This is a genomic window from Streptomyces sp. NBC_00057 (assembly GCF_045041165.1).
In the GTDB taxonomy this organism is placed as follows: domain Bacteria; phylum Actinomycetota; class Actinomycetes; order Streptomycetales; family Streptomycetaceae; genus Streptomyces.
Genome location: NZ_CP108256.1, coordinates 8,212,752 through 8,227,889 on the forward strand (window position 1 = coordinate 8,212,752; position 15,138 = coordinate 8,227,889).

14 protein-coding genes and 1 pseudogene are annotated in these 15,138 nt (G+C 69.1%); 7 read left to right on the forward strand and 8 right to left on the reverse strand.

What is annotated here, in order from left to right:
- Nucleotides 1-251 precede the first annotated feature (251 nt).
- Nucleotides 252-1,070: a hypothetical protein gene (locus tag OG953_RS38580; protein ID WP_405690282.1), complete on the forward strand. Its 819-nt coding sequence runs from the start codon at nt 252-254 to the stop codon at nt 1,068-1,070.
- 15 nt (nt 1,071-1,085) lie between these two features.
- Here OG953_RS38580 and OG953_RS38585 read toward each other — a convergent pair whose 3' ends face one another.
- From OG953_RS38585 to OG953_RS38595, 3 genes are all read right to left on the reverse strand, one after another.
- A complete protein-coding gene (locus tag OG953_RS38585) occupies nt 1,086-1,619 on the reverse strand; it encodes an Lrp/AsnC family transcriptional regulator (RefSeq protein ID WP_405690284.1) in 534 nt (177 codons plus the stop codon).
- 81 nt (nt 1,620-1,700) lie between these two features.
- Nucleotides 1,701-3,116, reverse strand: a complete 1,416-nt coding sequence (locus OG953_RS38590; protein WP_405690286.1) for an NAD(P)/FAD-dependent oxidoreductase — start codon at nt 3,114-3,116, stop codon at nt 1,701-1,703.
- A gap of 101 nt (nt 3,117-3,217) precedes the next feature.
- On the reverse strand, nt 3,218-4,666 hold the full coding sequence (locus OG953_RS38595; RefSeq protein ID WP_383057136.1) for an aldehyde dehydrogenase family protein: 1,449 nt from the start codon (nt 4,664-4,666) through the stop codon (nt 3,218-3,220).
- Between the two features lie 246 nt (nt 4,667-4,912).
- On the opposite strand from OG953_RS38595, the gene OG953_RS38600 reads away from it, so the two are divergent.
- The 3 genes from OG953_RS38600 (at nt 4,913) to OG953_RS38610 (ending at nt 8,918) form a co-directional block, all read left to right on the forward strand.
- Nucleotides 4,913-6,373 (forward strand): APC family permease, encoded by a 1,461-nt coding sequence (locus tag OG953_RS38600; protein ID WP_405690288.1) that lies wholly within the window; start codon nt 4,913-4,915, stop codon nt 6,371-6,373.
- 90 nt (nt 6,374-6,463) lie between these two features.
- Entirely contained in the window at nt 6,464-7,615 is a 1,152-nt protein-coding gene (locus tag OG953_RS38605; RefSeq protein ID WP_405690290.1) for a glycosyltransferase, read from the forward strand.
- A gap of 97 nt (nt 7,616-7,712) precedes the next feature.
- On the forward strand, nt 7,713-8,918 hold the full coding sequence (locus OG953_RS38610) for an FUSC family protein (RefSeq protein WP_405690292.1): 1,206 nt from the start codon (nt 7,713-7,715) through the stop codon (nt 8,916-8,918).
- Between the two features lie 39 nt (nt 8,919-8,957).
- On the opposite strand, the gene OG953_RS38615 is transcribed toward OG953_RS38610, so the two are convergent.
- Nucleotides 8,958-9,800 (reverse strand): PP2C family protein-serine/threonine phosphatase, encoded by an 843-nt coding sequence (locus OG953_RS38615; RefSeq protein ID WP_405690294.1) that lies wholly within the window; start codon nt 9,798-9,800, stop codon nt 8,958-8,960.
- Nucleotides 9,801-10,111: 311 nt separating this feature from the next.
- On the opposite strand from OG953_RS38615, the gene OG953_RS38620 reads away from it, so the two are divergent.
- Nucleotides 10,112-11,116 carry an alpha/beta fold hydrolase gene (locus tag OG953_RS38620; protein WP_405690296.1) on the forward strand — a complete coding sequence of 335 codons (1,005 nt, stop codon included), beginning with the start codon at nt 10,112-10,114 and terminating at the stop codon, nt 11,114-11,116.
- Between the two features lie 451 nt (nt 11,117-11,567).
- On the opposite strand, the pseudogene OG953_RS38625 reads toward OG953_RS38620, so the two are convergent.
- From OG953_RS38625 to OG953_RS38635, 3 genes and pseudogenes are all read right to left on the reverse strand, one after another.
- Nucleotides 11,568-11,660: pseudogene (locus OG953_RS38625) on the reverse strand (IS5/IS1182 family transposase); the annotation flags it as partial.
- A gap of 43 nt (nt 11,661-11,703) precedes the next feature.
- Nucleotides 11,704-12,162 (reverse strand): hypothetical protein, encoded by a 459-nt coding sequence (locus OG953_RS38630; RefSeq protein WP_405690298.1) that lies wholly within the window; start codon nt 12,160-12,162, stop codon nt 11,704-11,706.
- 98 nt (nt 12,163-12,260) lie between these two features.
- Complete coding sequence (locus OG953_RS38635) at nt 12,261-12,476, reverse strand: Arc family DNA-binding protein (RefSeq protein ID WP_405686984.1); 216 nt, start codon at nt 12,474-12,476, stop codon at nt 12,261-12,263.
- Between the two features lie 17 nt (nt 12,477-12,493).
- Between OG953_RS38635 and OG953_RS38640 the strand changes: the two genes are divergently transcribed.
- Complete coding sequence (locus tag OG953_RS38640) at nt 12,494-13,723, forward strand: RNA-guided endonuclease InsQ/TnpB family protein (protein ID WP_405686985.1); 1,230 nt, start codon at nt 12,494-12,496, stop codon at nt 13,721-13,723.
- A 178-nt stretch (nt 13,724-13,901) separates the two neighbouring features.
- Complete coding sequence (locus OG953_RS38645) at nt 13,902-14,147, forward strand: hypothetical protein (RefSeq protein WP_405690300.1); 246 nt, start codon at nt 13,902-13,904, stop codon at nt 14,145-14,147.
- 143 nt (nt 14,148-14,290) lie between these two features.
- Here OG953_RS38645 and OG953_RS38650 read toward each other — a convergent pair whose 3' ends face one another.
- Nucleotides 14,291-15,007, reverse strand: a complete 717-nt coding sequence (locus OG953_RS38650) for a TetR/AcrR family transcriptional regulator (RefSeq protein WP_405690302.1) — start codon at nt 15,005-15,007, stop codon at nt 14,291-14,293.
- Nucleotides 15,008-15,138: the final 131 nt, after the last annotated feature.

Consider the following 15,138-nt stretch of genomic DNA (forward strand, 5'->3'; position numbering starts at 1 on the left):
GGGTGAATGGAAGATGATGAAGCTATTCATGCCTGACCATCGAAATCTGTACGGGTCCGAATCCCTGCGGATGAGGACCCCGAACGGGAACGGGGCATCGCATGCGACAACCACTCGGCCGACGTGCACTGCTGCTTGCCACCGGTGGACTGCTCGCGGGATCCACGGGCTGCTCGGCAACTTCCGGGACTGCGGCCGGCCCGTCCGAGTCGGTATCCCCGACGTCCGCGTCTCCGTCTTTGCTCGCGTCCTTGCCCACGACCACGGCCTGGCGTCCCGACCGCGCCGACGTGGACCCCGCCGTGAAGCTGCGCGCCGTGCAGGTGGTGGAGGCGATCGGTGCGTGGCCCGCCGGGCAGGGCGGTGCGGCGGCGGCGAAGAGACGGGTGGCCGCGCTGGGGGCGGCGCCGTCGCTGGTGGACCGGGCGGGCCCGCTGCGGCCCGACGCGGACGAGGCCGCGCTCCAGGTGATCGACGCGCAGTACGGGGGGATTCTGGCGGACTCGGCCAGTGTGATGGTGGTGTGCCGGCAATGGACCCCCGGGCATGCGGGCGGTACGACCGTCGACGTACGGCTGAGCCGGGCGCGGCCCCGCTGGGAGGTCACCGCGCTCCACCCCGGCCGTCCCGGCGCCGCGGTGGCGTCGCTGCCCACGGCGGCGAGGCGGGTGCTGGACGACCCGCGGATCGGCCTGCCGCCCGCGGCGGAGGCCGACATCCGCAGTGGGCGCATCCACCCGACCGTCCTACGGGCTCTGCTGCGACTGGCCGGTACGTACCGGATGGACGTCACCGTGTTCCGCTCCGGGCATCCGCTGTACGTGTTCGGCACCGACAGGCCCAGCGATCACCCACCGGGCCGGGCCTTCGACGTGTGGCGGATCGACGGGCACAAGGTCGTCGATCCGGCCACTCCTCGCCGGTTGACCGAGTCCTTCATGCGAGATGCGGCGGCGGCCGGCTCGTACAACGTCGGCGGACCGTTCCAGCTCTCCGGGGGCAAGACGGCGAATCAGTTCTTCACCGACGACACCCATCACGACCATGTGCACGTGGGATTCGCCAGCTGACGCCCGCGGCACGGCTCAGGCGCGCTGGTCGAGACCGGCGCTGAGCGGCGGCTGCGGGGCGTCGAGCAGCGAGGTGTCCACCTCGCCGACACCCCACCCGTAGGCCAACTTGTGCACTTCCAGTACGAAGAACGAGTCGGTCGAGACGATCCCGTCGATGAGATGCAGCCTGCGGTTCATCAGGTCGGTGAAGTGGTCGGTGTCCCGGCAGATCACCTCCGCCATCACGTCGTAGGTGCCCGCCGTCATGATGACGTAGGAGGTCTCCGGCAGCTCACGCAGCCGCCTGCAGACCTCCTGGGCACTGCCCGGCCTGACCCGGATGCCGACCATGGCGAACCGGTCGAAGCCGATGGTCAGCGGGTTGGCGATGCCGACGATCTGGAGGGTGCCGTTCTCCTCCATGCGCTGGACGCGGTAACGCACGGAGGAGGCCGGAATGTCCAGTTCCTCGGCGATCTGGCTGTACGGGCGGCGGCCGTCCGCTTGAAGTGCGGCGATGATCTGGCGGTCGGTGTCGTCCAGGGGGCTGCCACCCAGCGTGCTCATGCTGTTGCTCCGGCTCTCATGTACGGCCCACCACGGTGTGCGGGCCTGGATCTTCGGTCGTACGGGCCTATCCTGCCCGGCTCAGGAGTCGAAGCCGAGGCCGAGTCGGTCCAGGGCACGCAGCCACAGGTTGCGGTGGCCGTTCGTGTCCTCGCGGGCCATGGACCACCGGGTGGCCTCGACGCCGAGATAGCGCACCGGCTCCGGGGGGAAGGGCACCGGGGGGCGGCGGATCATGGCGGGCCGGAGCCGTTCCGTGCGCCGGCCCGAGAGCAGGTCGAGCATCACCTGGGCGCCGTAGCGGGTGGCGCCGACGCCGAGCCCCGTGAAGCCGAGGGCGTAGGAGATCCGGCCGCGCGCGGCGGTGCCCGCGAACATGCAGAAGCGGGTGGTGGAGTCGATGACGCCGCCCCACGAGTGCGAGAAGCGGACGCCGGCGAGGGCGGGGAAGGCTTCGGCGAATTGGGCGGCGAGGATGTCGAAGGTGGCGGGGCGCTGGGTGAGACGCTCATCGACCCGGTTGCCGTAGTGGTAGATGGCGTCGTAACCGCCGAACAGGATGCGGTTGTCGTCGGTCTTGCGGAGGTAGTGGAACTGGTTGCCCGCGTCGGTGATTCCGTGCTCGCCGCTCCAGCCGATGGCGGCGAGCTGCTCATTGCTCAGGGGTTCGGTGGTCAGCGCGTAGTCGTAGACCGGAATCATGGTGAGCGAGAGGCGCTTGAGCAGGGGGCGGTAGATGTTGGTGGCGAGGGCGACCTGCCGGGCACCGACCGCGGCGTAGGGGGTGGTGAGGCGGACCCGGCCGGCATGACGGGTGGTCAGGGCGGTGACTTCGGTGTGCTCGGCGATGCGGACCCCGAGGTCGAGGCAGGCGGCGCGCAGGCCCCAGACGAGGCGGGCGGGGTCGAGGAGCGCGTAGTCGGGGGACCACAGGCCGGCTGTCCAGAGGGGGGAGTCGACGTAGCTCCGCAGTTCGTCACGGTCCAGCAGTCTGGTCTGTTCGCCGTACCGGTGGGCGAGCGCATGGGCGCCCTTGAGCCCTTCGGCCTGCCAGGGGGTGGCGGCGGTGGTGACCTTGCCGCTGCGTATGAACCCGCAGTCGATGCCATGGGTGTCCAGGTCGCGCCGGAAGGCGTCGAAGTTCTCCATGCCCAGGCGGTGCAGCAGCCGGGCCTCGGTGGGCCAGCGGTCGGCGCCGTTGGCGAGGCCGTGGGTGATGCTCGGGGAGCAGAAACCGCCGTTCCGGCCGCTGGCCGCGTGGCCGCAGGTGTTCTGCTCGAGGACGAGGACGTCTCGTTCGGGGCGGGCGCGTTTGGCGAGCAGGGCGGTCCACAGCCCGGTGTAACCACCGCCGACGACGGCGAGATCGCACGTGGTGTCGGCGGTCAGCCGGGGCAGCGGTGCGGGGTGCTCGGGCCGGTCCAGCCAGTAGGGGGCGGCCTTCGTGTCGCGCAGTCGGTTGCGGTGGTCGGTGGGGCGCGGGGCTGCGGTGGTCATGTGGCGGGTACCTCGTTGCCGGCGTGGTGGGGCGGCGCGGGCCGGGGCCCCGACGCTGGTCGGGGCCCCGGCCCGCGGACGGTGGAGTGGGCGCGGGGCGGTCAGAGACTGATGACGCCGGTACGGGTGTCGGTCATGTCCATGAGCGTCCACTTGCCGCCGATGCGGCCCCAGCCGGTGGAGCGGCTGCCGGCGCCGCCGAAGGGCATGTTGATGTCCCACCAGTTGTTGCTCTCGTTCACGACGACCTGGCCGACGGCCATTTCCTCGATGAAGCGGAAGGCGGAGGTCATGCTGCGGGTGAAGACGGCGCCCTGGAGGCCCAGTTTGTCGTCGTTGGCGATGCGCAACAGGTCGTCCTCGTCCTGCCCGGTGATGATCGGGACGACCGGGCCGAAGGACTCCTCGCGGGACAGCAGGCTGTCCTCGGGCACCCCGTCCACCACGGTGAACTCGTAGTAGAGGTCCGTGGGGTGTCCTGAAGCGCGCTTGCCGCCGAGCAGGATGCGCGCGCCGCGCTCGCGCGCGTCGGCCATGTGACGGTCCATCTTGGCCGCGACGCCCTCGTTGTTGAGGGGACCGAGAACCGTCTTGGGGTCGAACGGGTCGCCGAGGGTGATGCGCTGGGCCTCGCGCAGCACGGCCTCGACGAACTCGTCGTGGATGTCGGCGTGCACGATGACGCGTTCGGTGGCGCAGCAGACCTGTCCGGCGCATGGGTAGGCGCCGTCGACGGCGGCCTTGGCAGCGGCCTCGACATCGGCGTCCGCGAGGACGACGAGCGGGCCGTTGCCCGAGCACTCCATGATGGATCGCTTGAGGCCGGCGGCGGACTGGATCTTCGCCCCGGTCGCGGTGGAGCCGATGAAGCCGATCGCGTGGATGCCCTCGTGGCGTACCAGCGCATCGCCGGTGTCACCCTCGCCGGGCACGATGTTGACGAGGCCGTCGGGCAGCCCGGCGGCGACGAACGCCTCCATCGCCTTGAGCACGGTGAGCGGGGTGTTGGCCGGCGGCTTGACGACATGGGCGTTGCCGGTGGCGAGTCCGGGGGCGACGAACTCCGCGAGCATCAGCAGCGGGAAGTTCCACGGCGTGATGATGCCCCAAGTGCCCACCGGGCGCTGGAAGGTGAACATCCGCTTGGTGTTGTCGGTGGAGGGCAGCGTCTCGCCGTGCAGCCGTACGGCGTCCTCGGCGTGCAGGTGGAAGAGCTTGGCCGCCTCCTCGATGTCGGCGACGGACTCGGCGAGCGGCTTGCCCTGCTCCAGGGACTGGAGGCGGGCGAGTTCGTCCACGCGCTTGCCGAGTTCCGTACCGATGCGGTGACAGAGCTCGGCGCGGGTCCACACATTGGTCGCGGCCCAGGCCGGCTGGGCCGCGTTCGCGGCACGCACAGCCGTGTCGACGTCGGCGGCCGCGGGCAGCGGGAAGGTGCCCACGAGTTCGCCCGTCGCGGGGCTGATGACCTCGTGGGTGGTCCCGGAGGTGCCGTCGGTGTAGGCGCCGTTGATGAAGAGCTGGTGCCGGTCGGCGGTCGGGGTGGTCATGCGTTGGCCTCTCTGTCCTGTTCCTGACCGGGAACGGGCGCGTCGGCTCTGGGCCGCGCCGGCCCGGGTCGGGTGCGAAGCGATGACTGGAGACTCGCTGAGCAATCAAGAACTGTCAAGACTGCTGAATCGGCAAATTTCAAAGTGGATCATTGCTTTTTCGTGAGTATTGACAGGTGTTTTTCGCTTCATCTATAACCAGGCCCCAACGACTCTCCTGTCTGCGCCCACCCTGAGGGGAACCCCATGTCATCCCAGCCAAAGACCCCAGCCCCACCCTCACCGGACCCTTCGGACTCCTCGGGAGCGGCGGGTGCGTCCGCCCCGGCACTGCCGAAGAAGATGAGCTGGTTCGACGGATTCGCGATGTCGCTGACCATGCCGGCGGCGCTCATCGCCTCGCTCGGCGCCTCCATCGGCGGCCTCGGCGCCTGGGGTGCGATCGCCCTGTGGGCGGCCTCGATGGTGCTGGCCACCGCGACCAACTGGATCTACACCGAGCTGGCCGCGATGTTCCCCGACTCCTCCGGCGGGATCGCGCATTACGCGACCGAGGGCTGGAAGAAGCGGGCGCCCGTGGTGGGCCCGATCGCGAGCATCGGCTACTGGTTCCCCTGGACGACGGCCCTCGCCGTCTACTCCGGGCTCATCGGCTCCTTCGTCCAGGCCCAGTGGTTCCCCGGCCAGGACTGGAACGTGGAGTTCGGGCCGGTGAAGGTGGACTTCCCCATAGCGGTGGGACTTCTCGTGATGCTGCTGCTGTTCGGCGCCGCGATGATCGGCCTCCATGTCGCCATGTGGGTCGTCTACGTCACCGGCGGTGCGCTGCTGGTGCCGCTCGCCGTCTTCATCGTCCTGCCGCTGCTCTCCGGCGACTGGAGCGCGCAGGGCCTGCACTGGAATCTGCACGGCGCCGCGGGGCTGCGCGAGGCGCTGGTGTGGCTGTACGTCATGGCGTGGACATCATTCGGAGTGGAGGTGTGCGCGACCTTCGCCCCCGAGTACAAGGACACGGTGCGCGACACCACCCGGGCCCTGCGCGCCGGTGTGCTGTTCTCCCTCGGCGTCTTCATCCTGCTGCCGCTGACCCTGTCGGGGTACGTCGGTGAGAAGGCCATCGGCGAGGAACCCACCACCTTCTTCGTCGGCGCCTTCCAGGACCTGGTGGGCGGCGCCTCCGACCTCATGGTGGTCTTCCTCATCGCCTCGCTGCTGCTCATCATGATCACCGGTCTCGCCGACGGCTCCCGGGTGCTGTACGAGATGGGCAAGGCGGGGCTCACCATCAAGCAGGTGGGGGTGCTGAACAAGCGCGGGGTGCCGGCCCGGGCACTGCTGGTGGCCCTGGTGCTGAACGTCTTCGTGCTGACGGTGCTTCAGACCCCGCTGGCCATCATCGTCACCGGCAACCTGGGATACATCCTCACCCATGTGCTGGCGGTCTCCGGCTTCGCGCTGCTGCGCAAGGACCGTCCCGACGCCCTGCGGCCCATCCGGCTGCCCCGTTTCTTCGTGCCCCTGGCCTGGACGCTGGCCGGGTTCCTCACAGCGGTGCTGGTTGTGGGTGCGACCGGCTTCTCCATCACCGGATACGGCGGCTACACCGAACTGGGAGTGGCACTTGCCGTCCTGGTCGTGGCCGTACTGCTGTGGCTGTACCGGATCAAGGTGCAGGATCGGCGCATCACCGACGACCGCCCGGCCTGACCCGACCGGTGCACAAAATCCGGCAAGCCGATGGAAGCAGGCGGAAAGTGGGCCTGCGGACAGTGGGCAGACGTCCCTAGGCTCGACGCCATGCGTGTACTTTTCGCCTCGACCAGCGGATCGGGCCACTTCCACCCACTCGTCCCCCTCATCGACGCGTGCACGGCACGGGGCGACGGCGTCCTCGTCGTCGCCCCACCGAAACTCGAAGCGTTACTGGCGGCCCGGGAACAGCCCTACCGCATCGGAGGGGAGCCGCCCGACGACGAACTCGGGCCGGTGATGGCGCGAGTGCTGGAGCTGCCCCCGGACGACAGCGTGTCCCTGATGACCAGGGAGGTGTTCGGCCGGCTGTACACCGCCGCGATGCTTCCCGCGCTGGAGGAGGCATGCCGCGAGTGGCGGCCCGACCTCGTGCTGCACGAGGCGTACGAATTCGCGTCGGTGGTGGCCGCCGAGCGTCACGGAATCCAGCACGCCCAGGTCGCGGTCTCCGCTGCGCAGTTCGCGCGGTCCACCGACGTACTGCTGCGCCCCGTGCTCGACTCGTACGGCCCCGGCATCGCGGAACGGCTCAGCGTGTCCCCGTATCTGACGCGCCTGCCGGCTTCCCTGGACCCCTCGCCGTATGCCGTGACCCATCGCTACCACGAACCCCTTCGTCCGGGCGTACTTCCGGACTGGTGGGGCGGGGTCGAGGAACCGCTCGTCCACCTCACCCTGGGCACCGTGGCGGGCGCCATGCCGACCGCCGCCGGCCTGTACCGGGCGGCGCTGGAGGCGGTGAGCGGACTGCCGGTGCGGGTACTGCTGACGACGGGGCACGGCACCGATGTGTCGGGGCTCGGGCCCATTCCGCCCAACGCCCATGTGGAGGCGTGGGTGCCGCAGGCCGATGTCCTGGGCAGTGCCTCCCTCGTGGTCTGCCACGGCGGGTCGGGGACGGTCTTCGGCGCCCTGGCGGCAGGCGTCCCGCTGGTCTGCGTCCCCCTCTTCGCCGACCAGCCCGTGAACGCCCGGCTGGTGGCCGAGGCGGGCGCGGGGACAGCTGTCACCCCGACCACGGGCCCGGCGGACGAGTCGACGGTGCTCGGCCCCGACGATGTCTCCCGTATCCGGTCGGCCGCCGAACTGGTCCTCAAGGAACCCTCGTACCGGGCGCGGGCCAAGTGCCTGTCCGAGGAGATGCGGGCCACCGCCACGGGCAGGGAACTGATCGGCGCCCTCGAACCGCGCTCCTGAGCCACGACATCCGCAGCTCCGTCCATCGGCACGTCCGTACGGTGGGGTTCGGTGCGCCGAGGCGCTGTGGCGGCGTACCGGCGGGCATGGGAAAGAGATGGCACGAGTATCCGAACCCGTGATCAAGCTCGTCCGGCGTACGACCGAGCCCGTCGGAGCGCAGACCCTGCGTTCCACGGCAGCTGCCGTCATCGCCTACGTCGTGGCGGTGTGGACCCTTCCGTATCCGGCACCGCTCACGGCACCGCTCACCGCGCTCCTCGTCGTACAGGTCACCCTCTACGCGACCCTCACCACGGGGATCCGCCGGGTGAACTCCGTCATCGTCGGGGTGCTCATCGCCAGTGCGCTCAGCTCCCTGGTGGGGCTCAACTGGTGGAGCCTCGGACTGACGATCTTCGCCTCGCTGATCATCGGACGGCTGGTGCGGGTCGACGAGTTCGTACCCGAGGTGGCGATCAGCGCGATGCTCGTACTGGGCGTCTCGCAGGTCGCCTCCACAGCCTGGGACCGCGTGCTGGAGACACTGATCGGTGCGGGCGTGGGACTGCTGTTCAACCTGCTCTTCGCACCACCCGTGTGGGTGCAGCCCGCGGGTGCCTCCATCGACAGTCTGGCCCGCGCGATGGGACACATGTTCCGCAGGATGGGGGAGGACGTGAGCGGTCACATCCCGGTCCAGCGGGCGGCCGACCGCCTCCACCAGGCCCGCCGGCTGGACCATGACATCGTGGAGGTCGATGCCTCGCTGCGACAGGCGGAGGAAGGCCTCACCCTCAACCCGCGCGTCCGGCAAGGGATGCTCTACCGGGTCGTGCTGCGTACCGGTCTGGACACCCTGGAGATCTGCGCCGTGGTGCTGCGGGTGCTCTCACGCACCCTGACCGACCTGGCCAAGGCCCGCACCGACGAGACGCTGTTCCCCGCCGACGTGGCCGAATCCCTGACGGAGCTGTTCGGACAGATGGCCGGTGCCATCGAAAGCTTCTCGGAGTTGATCACCACTCCGGTCGCGGAGAACGCCGAGGAGGCCGAGGACCGGCTCGCCCGCGCACTCGCCGTCAGCCGTGCGACCAGGGACCGGGTGGCGAACCTGCTCCTCGAAGACGTTCAGGAACATCCCAGCAACTGGCAGTTGCACGGAGCCCTGCTTGCCGAGGTCGACCGGATTCTGGACGAACTCGACATCGACAAGCGCACGGAACGCCTGGGCAAGGAGCTCGACCGGCGCTCGGCGCAACTGCACGAACACCACCCCTGGCTGCGCGCCGTATCGCGCCGGCTGCGAGGCAGCCGGGCCTGAAGCGATGCGGGCAGACGGCAGCGATGCGGGCGGACGGCGTCACCCGGAGGCCGGCAGCCGTTCGATGGCGACCAGCGCCGCATCGTCGCCCAGGCGGCCGCCGGCGTGGCGGACAAGGTCGGCACACAGAGATTCCAGCAGGGAGTCCGGGCCCTGGCCGCACCGCAATGCCGCCCGTTCCGGGAGCGGACAGAAGATCCCTGACCGGTCCCGGGACTCGATGACACCGTCCGTGTACAGAAGCAGGGTGTCGCCGACGCCGAAGGTGAACGTCTCCGCCGTGTGTTCGGTGACCACCAGGTGCGTCAGACCGAGCGGCGGGGCGGGCGTTCGTACTTTGAGCGGGATCGCCTCTCCCGCGCGCAGCAGGAGCGGCGGTGGATGACCGCAGCTGACGAGGCGGAGCTCGGTGGAGGCATCGGGGATGTCGAGAACGGCCGCGGTGACAAAGGACTCCGCAAGGTCCTGGTCGTCGTCCACGCCTTCGTGAGCGGTGGGGTTCTCGTCCAGTGCGATGCTCGCCTCCAGATGCGCCACCAGATCGGGCAGCTGCGACTCCTGGTGGGAAAGAGCGTGGAAGGCACCCAGGACGCTGGCTGCCTCGCCGATCGCGGACAGTCCCTTACCGCGAACATCACCGATGATCAGGCGGGTTCCGTTGGTGGTGCGGGCGGCCGCGTACAGGTCGCCCCCGATCTGCGCCTCGGCCTCCTTGAGGTCGTTGATGCTGGTGCGCGCGATGGCCACCAGGGATTGGGCCAGCACGGCGACCGCACCGACGAGAGCGGTCATGCGCGGCCCGGTGAAAGAGGCAGCCACCGCAGGAGCCGCCACCAGGAACGGGCCGAGGTGCACATCCGGCGGCGAGGTGACGTCAACCACGTGACGACGGCGATCAGCGCGAACGGCGTCGCCACGAGAGCCTTCCTGCGCCTTCGGGTCTTTCGGAACGACTGCAGGAACCGCCGGGAAGCCATGCTTCCGGGATACCTCACCCGGTCCGCCATCGCCCCTCGTGCGGCTGATCGGCACAGCACAGCACAGCCCGGCACATCGGCCCGTCACACCGTGTTGTGCACCATTCACTCGGACGGTCGGCAGTCTTCACTCCCCTGCTTCTCGTCTCGCGCCGTCCGGGCCGGGCCTGGCAACTCTGAGACCACCGATCGCTCACTCGACGAAGAGAGAACAGCATGACCGTCTCAACCTTCCTCACCCCGCGGATGCGGATACGTGGGCGTCGCGCCCAGACCGTCGCCGCAGCACTCACCGCGGCCGCCCTTGCCGCGGCCGCCGGACCCGCCGCAGCCGATGGCGGTGCCGATCCGGCCGGCGCCAAGCCCACAGTGGTGGTGGTACACGGCGCGTTCGCCGATGCCTCGGGCTGGAACGGTGTGGTGGAACGTCTCCAGGGTGACGGGTACAAGGTCATGGCCCCGGCCAATCCGCTGCGCGGGCTCGCCGGTGATTCCGCGTACATAGCCGGCGTGCTGAAGAGCATCAGGGGCCCGATCGTGCTGGCCGGGCATTCCTACGGCGGTGCGGTGATCAGCAACGCCGCCGCGGGGAACCCGCAAGTGAAGTCGCTGGTGTTCGTGTCCGCGCTCATGCCGGACAAGGGGGAGAGGCTGTCGGATCTGTCGGCGAAGTTTGCGGGAAGCGAGCTGAACGCGGCTCTGAAGCCGGTGCCGTTCCCGGAGGCCGACGGCAAGCAGGGGGTCGATCTGTACATCCAGCCCGCCAAGTTCCACGACGTCTTCGCGGCGGACGTGCCGTTGGGCACCACTGCCGTGATGGCCGCCACCCAGCGTCCCATCAACGGAGCCGCGTTCATGGACACGGCGGCTGCGGCGGCCTGGAAGACCATTCCGTCCTGGGCGCTGGTGGCCACCCGGGACAAGGCCATCGCCCCGGATCTCGAACGCTTCGAGGCCAAGCGCGCCAAGTCGCACACCGTCGAGGTCGACTCCTCCCATGTCGCGATGATGTCGCACCCCGATGTCGTCGCCGATCTCATCCGGCAGGCCGCCGGAGACCGAACACCCGCGAAGTCGCTCATGGCCCCGACGGCCACCAGCACTGTGGTCCTGGCCGGCATCGGCGGGCTCGCGGGCGTGACCCTGCTGACAGGCGCGGGCCTGGTGACGGCGGCCCGCAAGCGCCGCGTCACCGATGGCGGTCCCGACGCGGCCCTCTGACACGAATGCACAAATCAGCGAGCACCCGGGAGCAGGCCACACGGTGCCTGTGTGGCCTGGGCCGCGAGCGGTGTCAGGCCGCCGATGCCGGAGAATCATCGCGACCGGCGGACGCGGCCGGGGCCGGGCGCCGCTCACCGAGAGGACGGGCCCTTCGCCGGGTCCATCCGTACGCACCGCCAAGCCCAAGACATCCTGGACAACCCAGCCCTGACCGTCTACGACAACCCGCACGCGTTCCTGATGTGCGTCTACAACCGCGACCGGGCCCTGTGCCACCGGCTGGACATCACCGACGCCCCGAGCCTGGAGCGGTGCCGGCCGTCCTGCGTGAACATCGCGCGCACCGACCGGTACGCCGACGAACTCCTGCAGCGCGCCCAGGCCTTGGAGGAGCAGGCCGCGTCGGAGACGGTGCCCGGCCTGCTCGTCGACCGGCTCACCCAACATGCAGCAAGGTCACCAGCTTGCCGAACTGGCGCGGGCTCAGCCCGGTGAACGGGGCTATCCAGGAAGATTCCGACACCGTAATCACACCAGGCATTCCAAGATCATTCCATGGGGTGACCTGAGGATTGGCCTGCCTTTTAGCTGCCGCTCAGAGGAGACTCCCACGTGGGATCGTGTCGGGACCTTCTCTCCAGGTGGGCAAGCAGGTGCTCCGCCGTGGTGGAGGCCGTGTCTTGCGGCGCGCCGGCCGCAGTCAGGGCGGCGGTGAGCATTGCCGGGGCTGCCTCTGGCAGGTCCGGGTCGGCAAGGAGAGGAAGGACCAGCAGGAGGCGGGCGGCTGTGTCCTGGACGCCTTCGGCCGCGGCGGACGGGTTGTCAGCGATGCGGACCAGTTCGTGCCACGTCAGTCCAATCCCCGAGAAATCTCCTTCCCAGCTGGCGATCTGCTGGGCGTAGCTCCTGTCTGGATGGGTGAGGAGGTAGTCGGTGCCGTAGTCGCCGACCAGGTTGCGGTAGATCACCACAGCTCCGGGACCGTCTTCGGCCGGCACCCGGAACACCGGCCAGTGTTCGGGATCGAAGAGGACCTCGGGCATGGCATCGGCGCCGTCATCACCGAACCACTCCGGAGCCGGCCGCTCGGCACATGCCCCGTCACCGCACATCACCTGATAGCCGGAGGATGCCCCGGCCTTCAGGCTGGGGAGGAATCCGGTTTCCCGCGTAGCGGGGCAGGAGAAGTCGAATCGCCGCCGGGCGATTCGGCGTCCACTCCAGTGGCGCGGAGGCCGACCTCAAGCATGTAGACCAGTTCGGAGTTGAGGGACCGCCGCTCGGACTTGGCGTGAGCGCTCAGCCGGTCGCGGAGGTCTTGGGGGAGACGCAGGGTCATGCGGACTTCATTCATCATGGTGCTAGTATGACGTCGTGACGACACTAAAGGAAACCGAGGGTGCGGAGCGCGCACGGTGGACCTTCCGGCTCCGTGTGTCGTCCACCGCCCGTACCGCGCTACTCACCGAGTGGGACCGGTGCCGGTGGATCTGGAACGAGTGCGTGGCGAAGTCCAAGCAGGTCCACGCCTGGAACAAGGCCCAGCCCGCGGGTGCCGACAAGCGGACCTGTGGCCCGGCGCAGCTCGACAAGATGCTGACCGAGGCCAGGAAGAGTGCTGCGTGGCTGCGGGAGGGCAGCTCGGTTCCCCAGCAGCAGGTCATCCGTGATTTCGGGAAGTCCAAGGCCAAGGCGCAGAAAGACATCAGGGAACGGCTGCCCATGCACCGCCGGGCCGGGATGCCGAAGTACAAGAAGAAGTGTGAAGCCCTGCCCTCCCTCAACTACACGCGGCGCGGCTTCCGGCTCAACGACGGGAAACTGCATCTGGCCGGAGGCGTTGTGCTGACGGTGGTGTGGTCGCGGGAGCTGCCCGCCGACCCATCGTCCGTGCGTGTTTATCAGGACGGTATCGGGCACTGGTACGCCAGCTTTGTCGTCCCTGCCCAGATCCGGCCGATGCCCGGGACCGGGCGCGTGATCGGCATCGACTGGGGTGTGAAGGAGACCGCGACCACCACCAGTAGTGCCCATGATCTCCCCCATGCCGGGCATGGGCGGAAGGCTAGGGAGAAGCTGACCCGGTACGACCGGATGATGGCCCGACGCAAGCCGCAGAAGGGCCACGCCGGGTCGAAGGGATACCGCGAGGCGAAGCGGCTGCGTGCCAGGCTGCACAAGAAAGTGGCCCGGCAGCGCCAGGACACCGCCCGCAAGTGGGCCAAGAGGGTTGTCCGCGACCATGACGCGCTCGCTGTCGAGGACTTCAAGCCGAAGTTCCTCAGCCGGACCACCATGGCCCGCAAGGCTGCTGACGCCGCCATCGGCGCGACCAAACAAGCCCTGATCGAGATGGGCCGCAAGCACGGACGGTCCGTGCACCTGATCCACCCTGCGTACTCCACGATGGACTGCGCGCACTGCGGAGCGAGAGCCAAGCACGCACTGCCGCTGGGAGAGCGCACCTACACCTGCACCGCCTGCGGAGCCGTATCCCCAAGGGACAAGAACTCCGCAGGTGTGATGCTTGTCCGGGCTGGTCTGGACCCGGCTGGTGCTGATCGTGGAAGACCTGACCAGGCGCTGCCTGGCCAGGCAGCGTGAGCTAGAAATCCCCGCTTAACCCCGAAGGAGGGAATCCCCTTCCTTCAGGGAGGGGAGCAGTCAACAGAAGGTAGTTCGACCAGAAGCCCAGGCGGGCCGGCAGTGACTCGCCCGCCACCAGCGGGCCGTCGTCGTATCCCTTGATCAGCACCCTCGGATCCTGTCACCAGCCACTGACATGGTCCGATCCGGGATCGGTACGGGGCGCCACCCCGTTACGGGACAAGTCTTACGCAAGCAGATCCGCCAGCTCAAAGAGCTCCGGGCCGCCGACACGGAGGAGCTCGCCCAGCTCAAGGCCGACGTCGAGGCACTGGTAGGCGCCCTGCACCGGGCCAGGGCGGAGAACAGTCACCTGCGTCGGCAGCTCGCCGACCGCCATGCGGCGATCGTGCAGCCCACGCAGGCACCGCTCGGTAGGTAGCTGGTCATCTGCCGAAAGCGCAGCCGGTGGCAGCCTTCGCCGCGGCCGGGGTCTGGGAGAGGTCGACGGCCCGTTCTCTCGGAGGTGCCGCAGGCGGGACGCGGTGACAGGTGCGTGGGATCAGTCGGTGTCGAGGCCGTCGATCAGGCGGTGTCGAGGCCGTCGATCAGGCGGTTGAGGAACCGGGTGAAGGTGGCTTCGGGAGTGAGGGGGCGTCCGGAGGCGGAGAGAGCTTCGGCGAGTTCGGGGTGGCGGCCGTCGGCGGCGACAGCGGCGAGGTAACGGGCTTCGGCTGCGCCCCGGTCGGGGGACTGTGCGGCTGCGGCCTGAGCGATCTCATGGCTGACGTGCCCGGCCACAAAGGCGGTGAGCTGGGCGAAGACCTCCAGCCTCGCCGCGCCGTCCAGCCCGCTGGGCCGCAGAGCGGCGAGGGCACGTTCCAGGAAGGCCAGGGTGTTGGGGCCGGGGGTGCGGCGCGTGGAGAGGGTGACGGGTACCCAGGGGTGTCGCAGCATGAGAGCGCGCTGAAGGTGGGCAATGGCCTTCAGGTCCTCTCGCCAGTCGCCGGTGACAAGGTTCGTGGTCGGCAATTCGCCGCTGACGTAGTCGACCATCAGTTCCAGCAGGGTCTCCTTGTCGGGGGCGTAACTGTAGAGCGACATGACGCCGGCTCCGACCTCGGCGGCGACCCGCCGCATGGTGACCGCTTCGAGTCCCTCCGCGTCCGCCAGGTCGACGGCCGCTCCCGTGATCACCTCACGGCTGAAGGAGGGCCTGCGGCCTCTGCGGGGCTCACTGGGACGCAGCCAGAGCTGTTCGGGGTCGACGCCTGCGGCGCCGGGCCTTTCGCCATGGGGCACGGTCTCGTCCTCCTTTCCCTCGTTGTTGCGGCGGCTTTTTTGTCGAGGTCATCCAAGCATCCTTTATTCTCGTACAGTGTACGGAATGAAGGAGGGGAACGATGCCATCACGCATGCCCGATGCTGCGGCC

Excerpts from the sequence above, each read along its gene's own strand:
- OG953_RS38595 (WP_383057136.1), bottom strand. The coding sequence starts at position 4,666 with ATGACCACCCCGACCGCCGACCGGCACCAGCTCTTCATCAACGGCGCC.
- OG953_RS38610 (WP_405690292.1), top strand. The coding sequence starts at position 7,713 with ATGGCACGAGTATCCGAACCCGTGATCAAGCTCGTCCGGCGTACGACC.
- OG953_RS38600 (WP_405690288.1), top strand. The coding sequence starts at position 4,913 with ATGTCATCCCAGCCAAAGACCCCAGCCCCACCCTCACCGGACCCTTCG.
- OG953_RS38645 (WP_405690300.1), top strand. The coding sequence starts at position 13,902 with ATGGTCCGATCCGGGATCGGTACGGGGCGCCACCCCGTTACGGGACAA.
- OG953_RS38590 (WP_405690286.1), bottom strand. The coding sequence starts at position 3,116 with ATGACCACCGCAGCCCCGCGCCCCACCGACCACCGCAACCGACTGCGC.
- OG953_RS38605 (WP_405690290.1), top strand. The coding sequence starts at position 6,464 with ATGCGTGTACTTTTCGCCTCGACCAGCGGATCGGGCCACTTCCACCCA.
- OG953_RS38620 (WP_405690296.1), top strand. The coding sequence starts at position 10,112 with ATGACCGTCTCAACCTTCCTCACCCCGCGGATGCGGATACGTGGGCGT.
- OG953_RS38630 (WP_405690298.1), bottom strand. The coding sequence starts at position 12,162 with ATGCCCGAGGTCCTCTTCGATCCCGAACACTGGCCGGTGTTCCGGGTG.
- OG953_RS38635 (WP_405686984.1), bottom strand. The coding sequence starts at position 12,476 with ATGATGAATGAAGTCCGCATGACCCTGCGTCTCCCCCAAGACCTCCGC.
- OG953_RS38585 (WP_405690284.1), bottom strand. The coding sequence starts at position 1,619 with ATGAGCACGCTGGGTGGCAGCCCCCTGGACGACACCGACCGCCAGATC.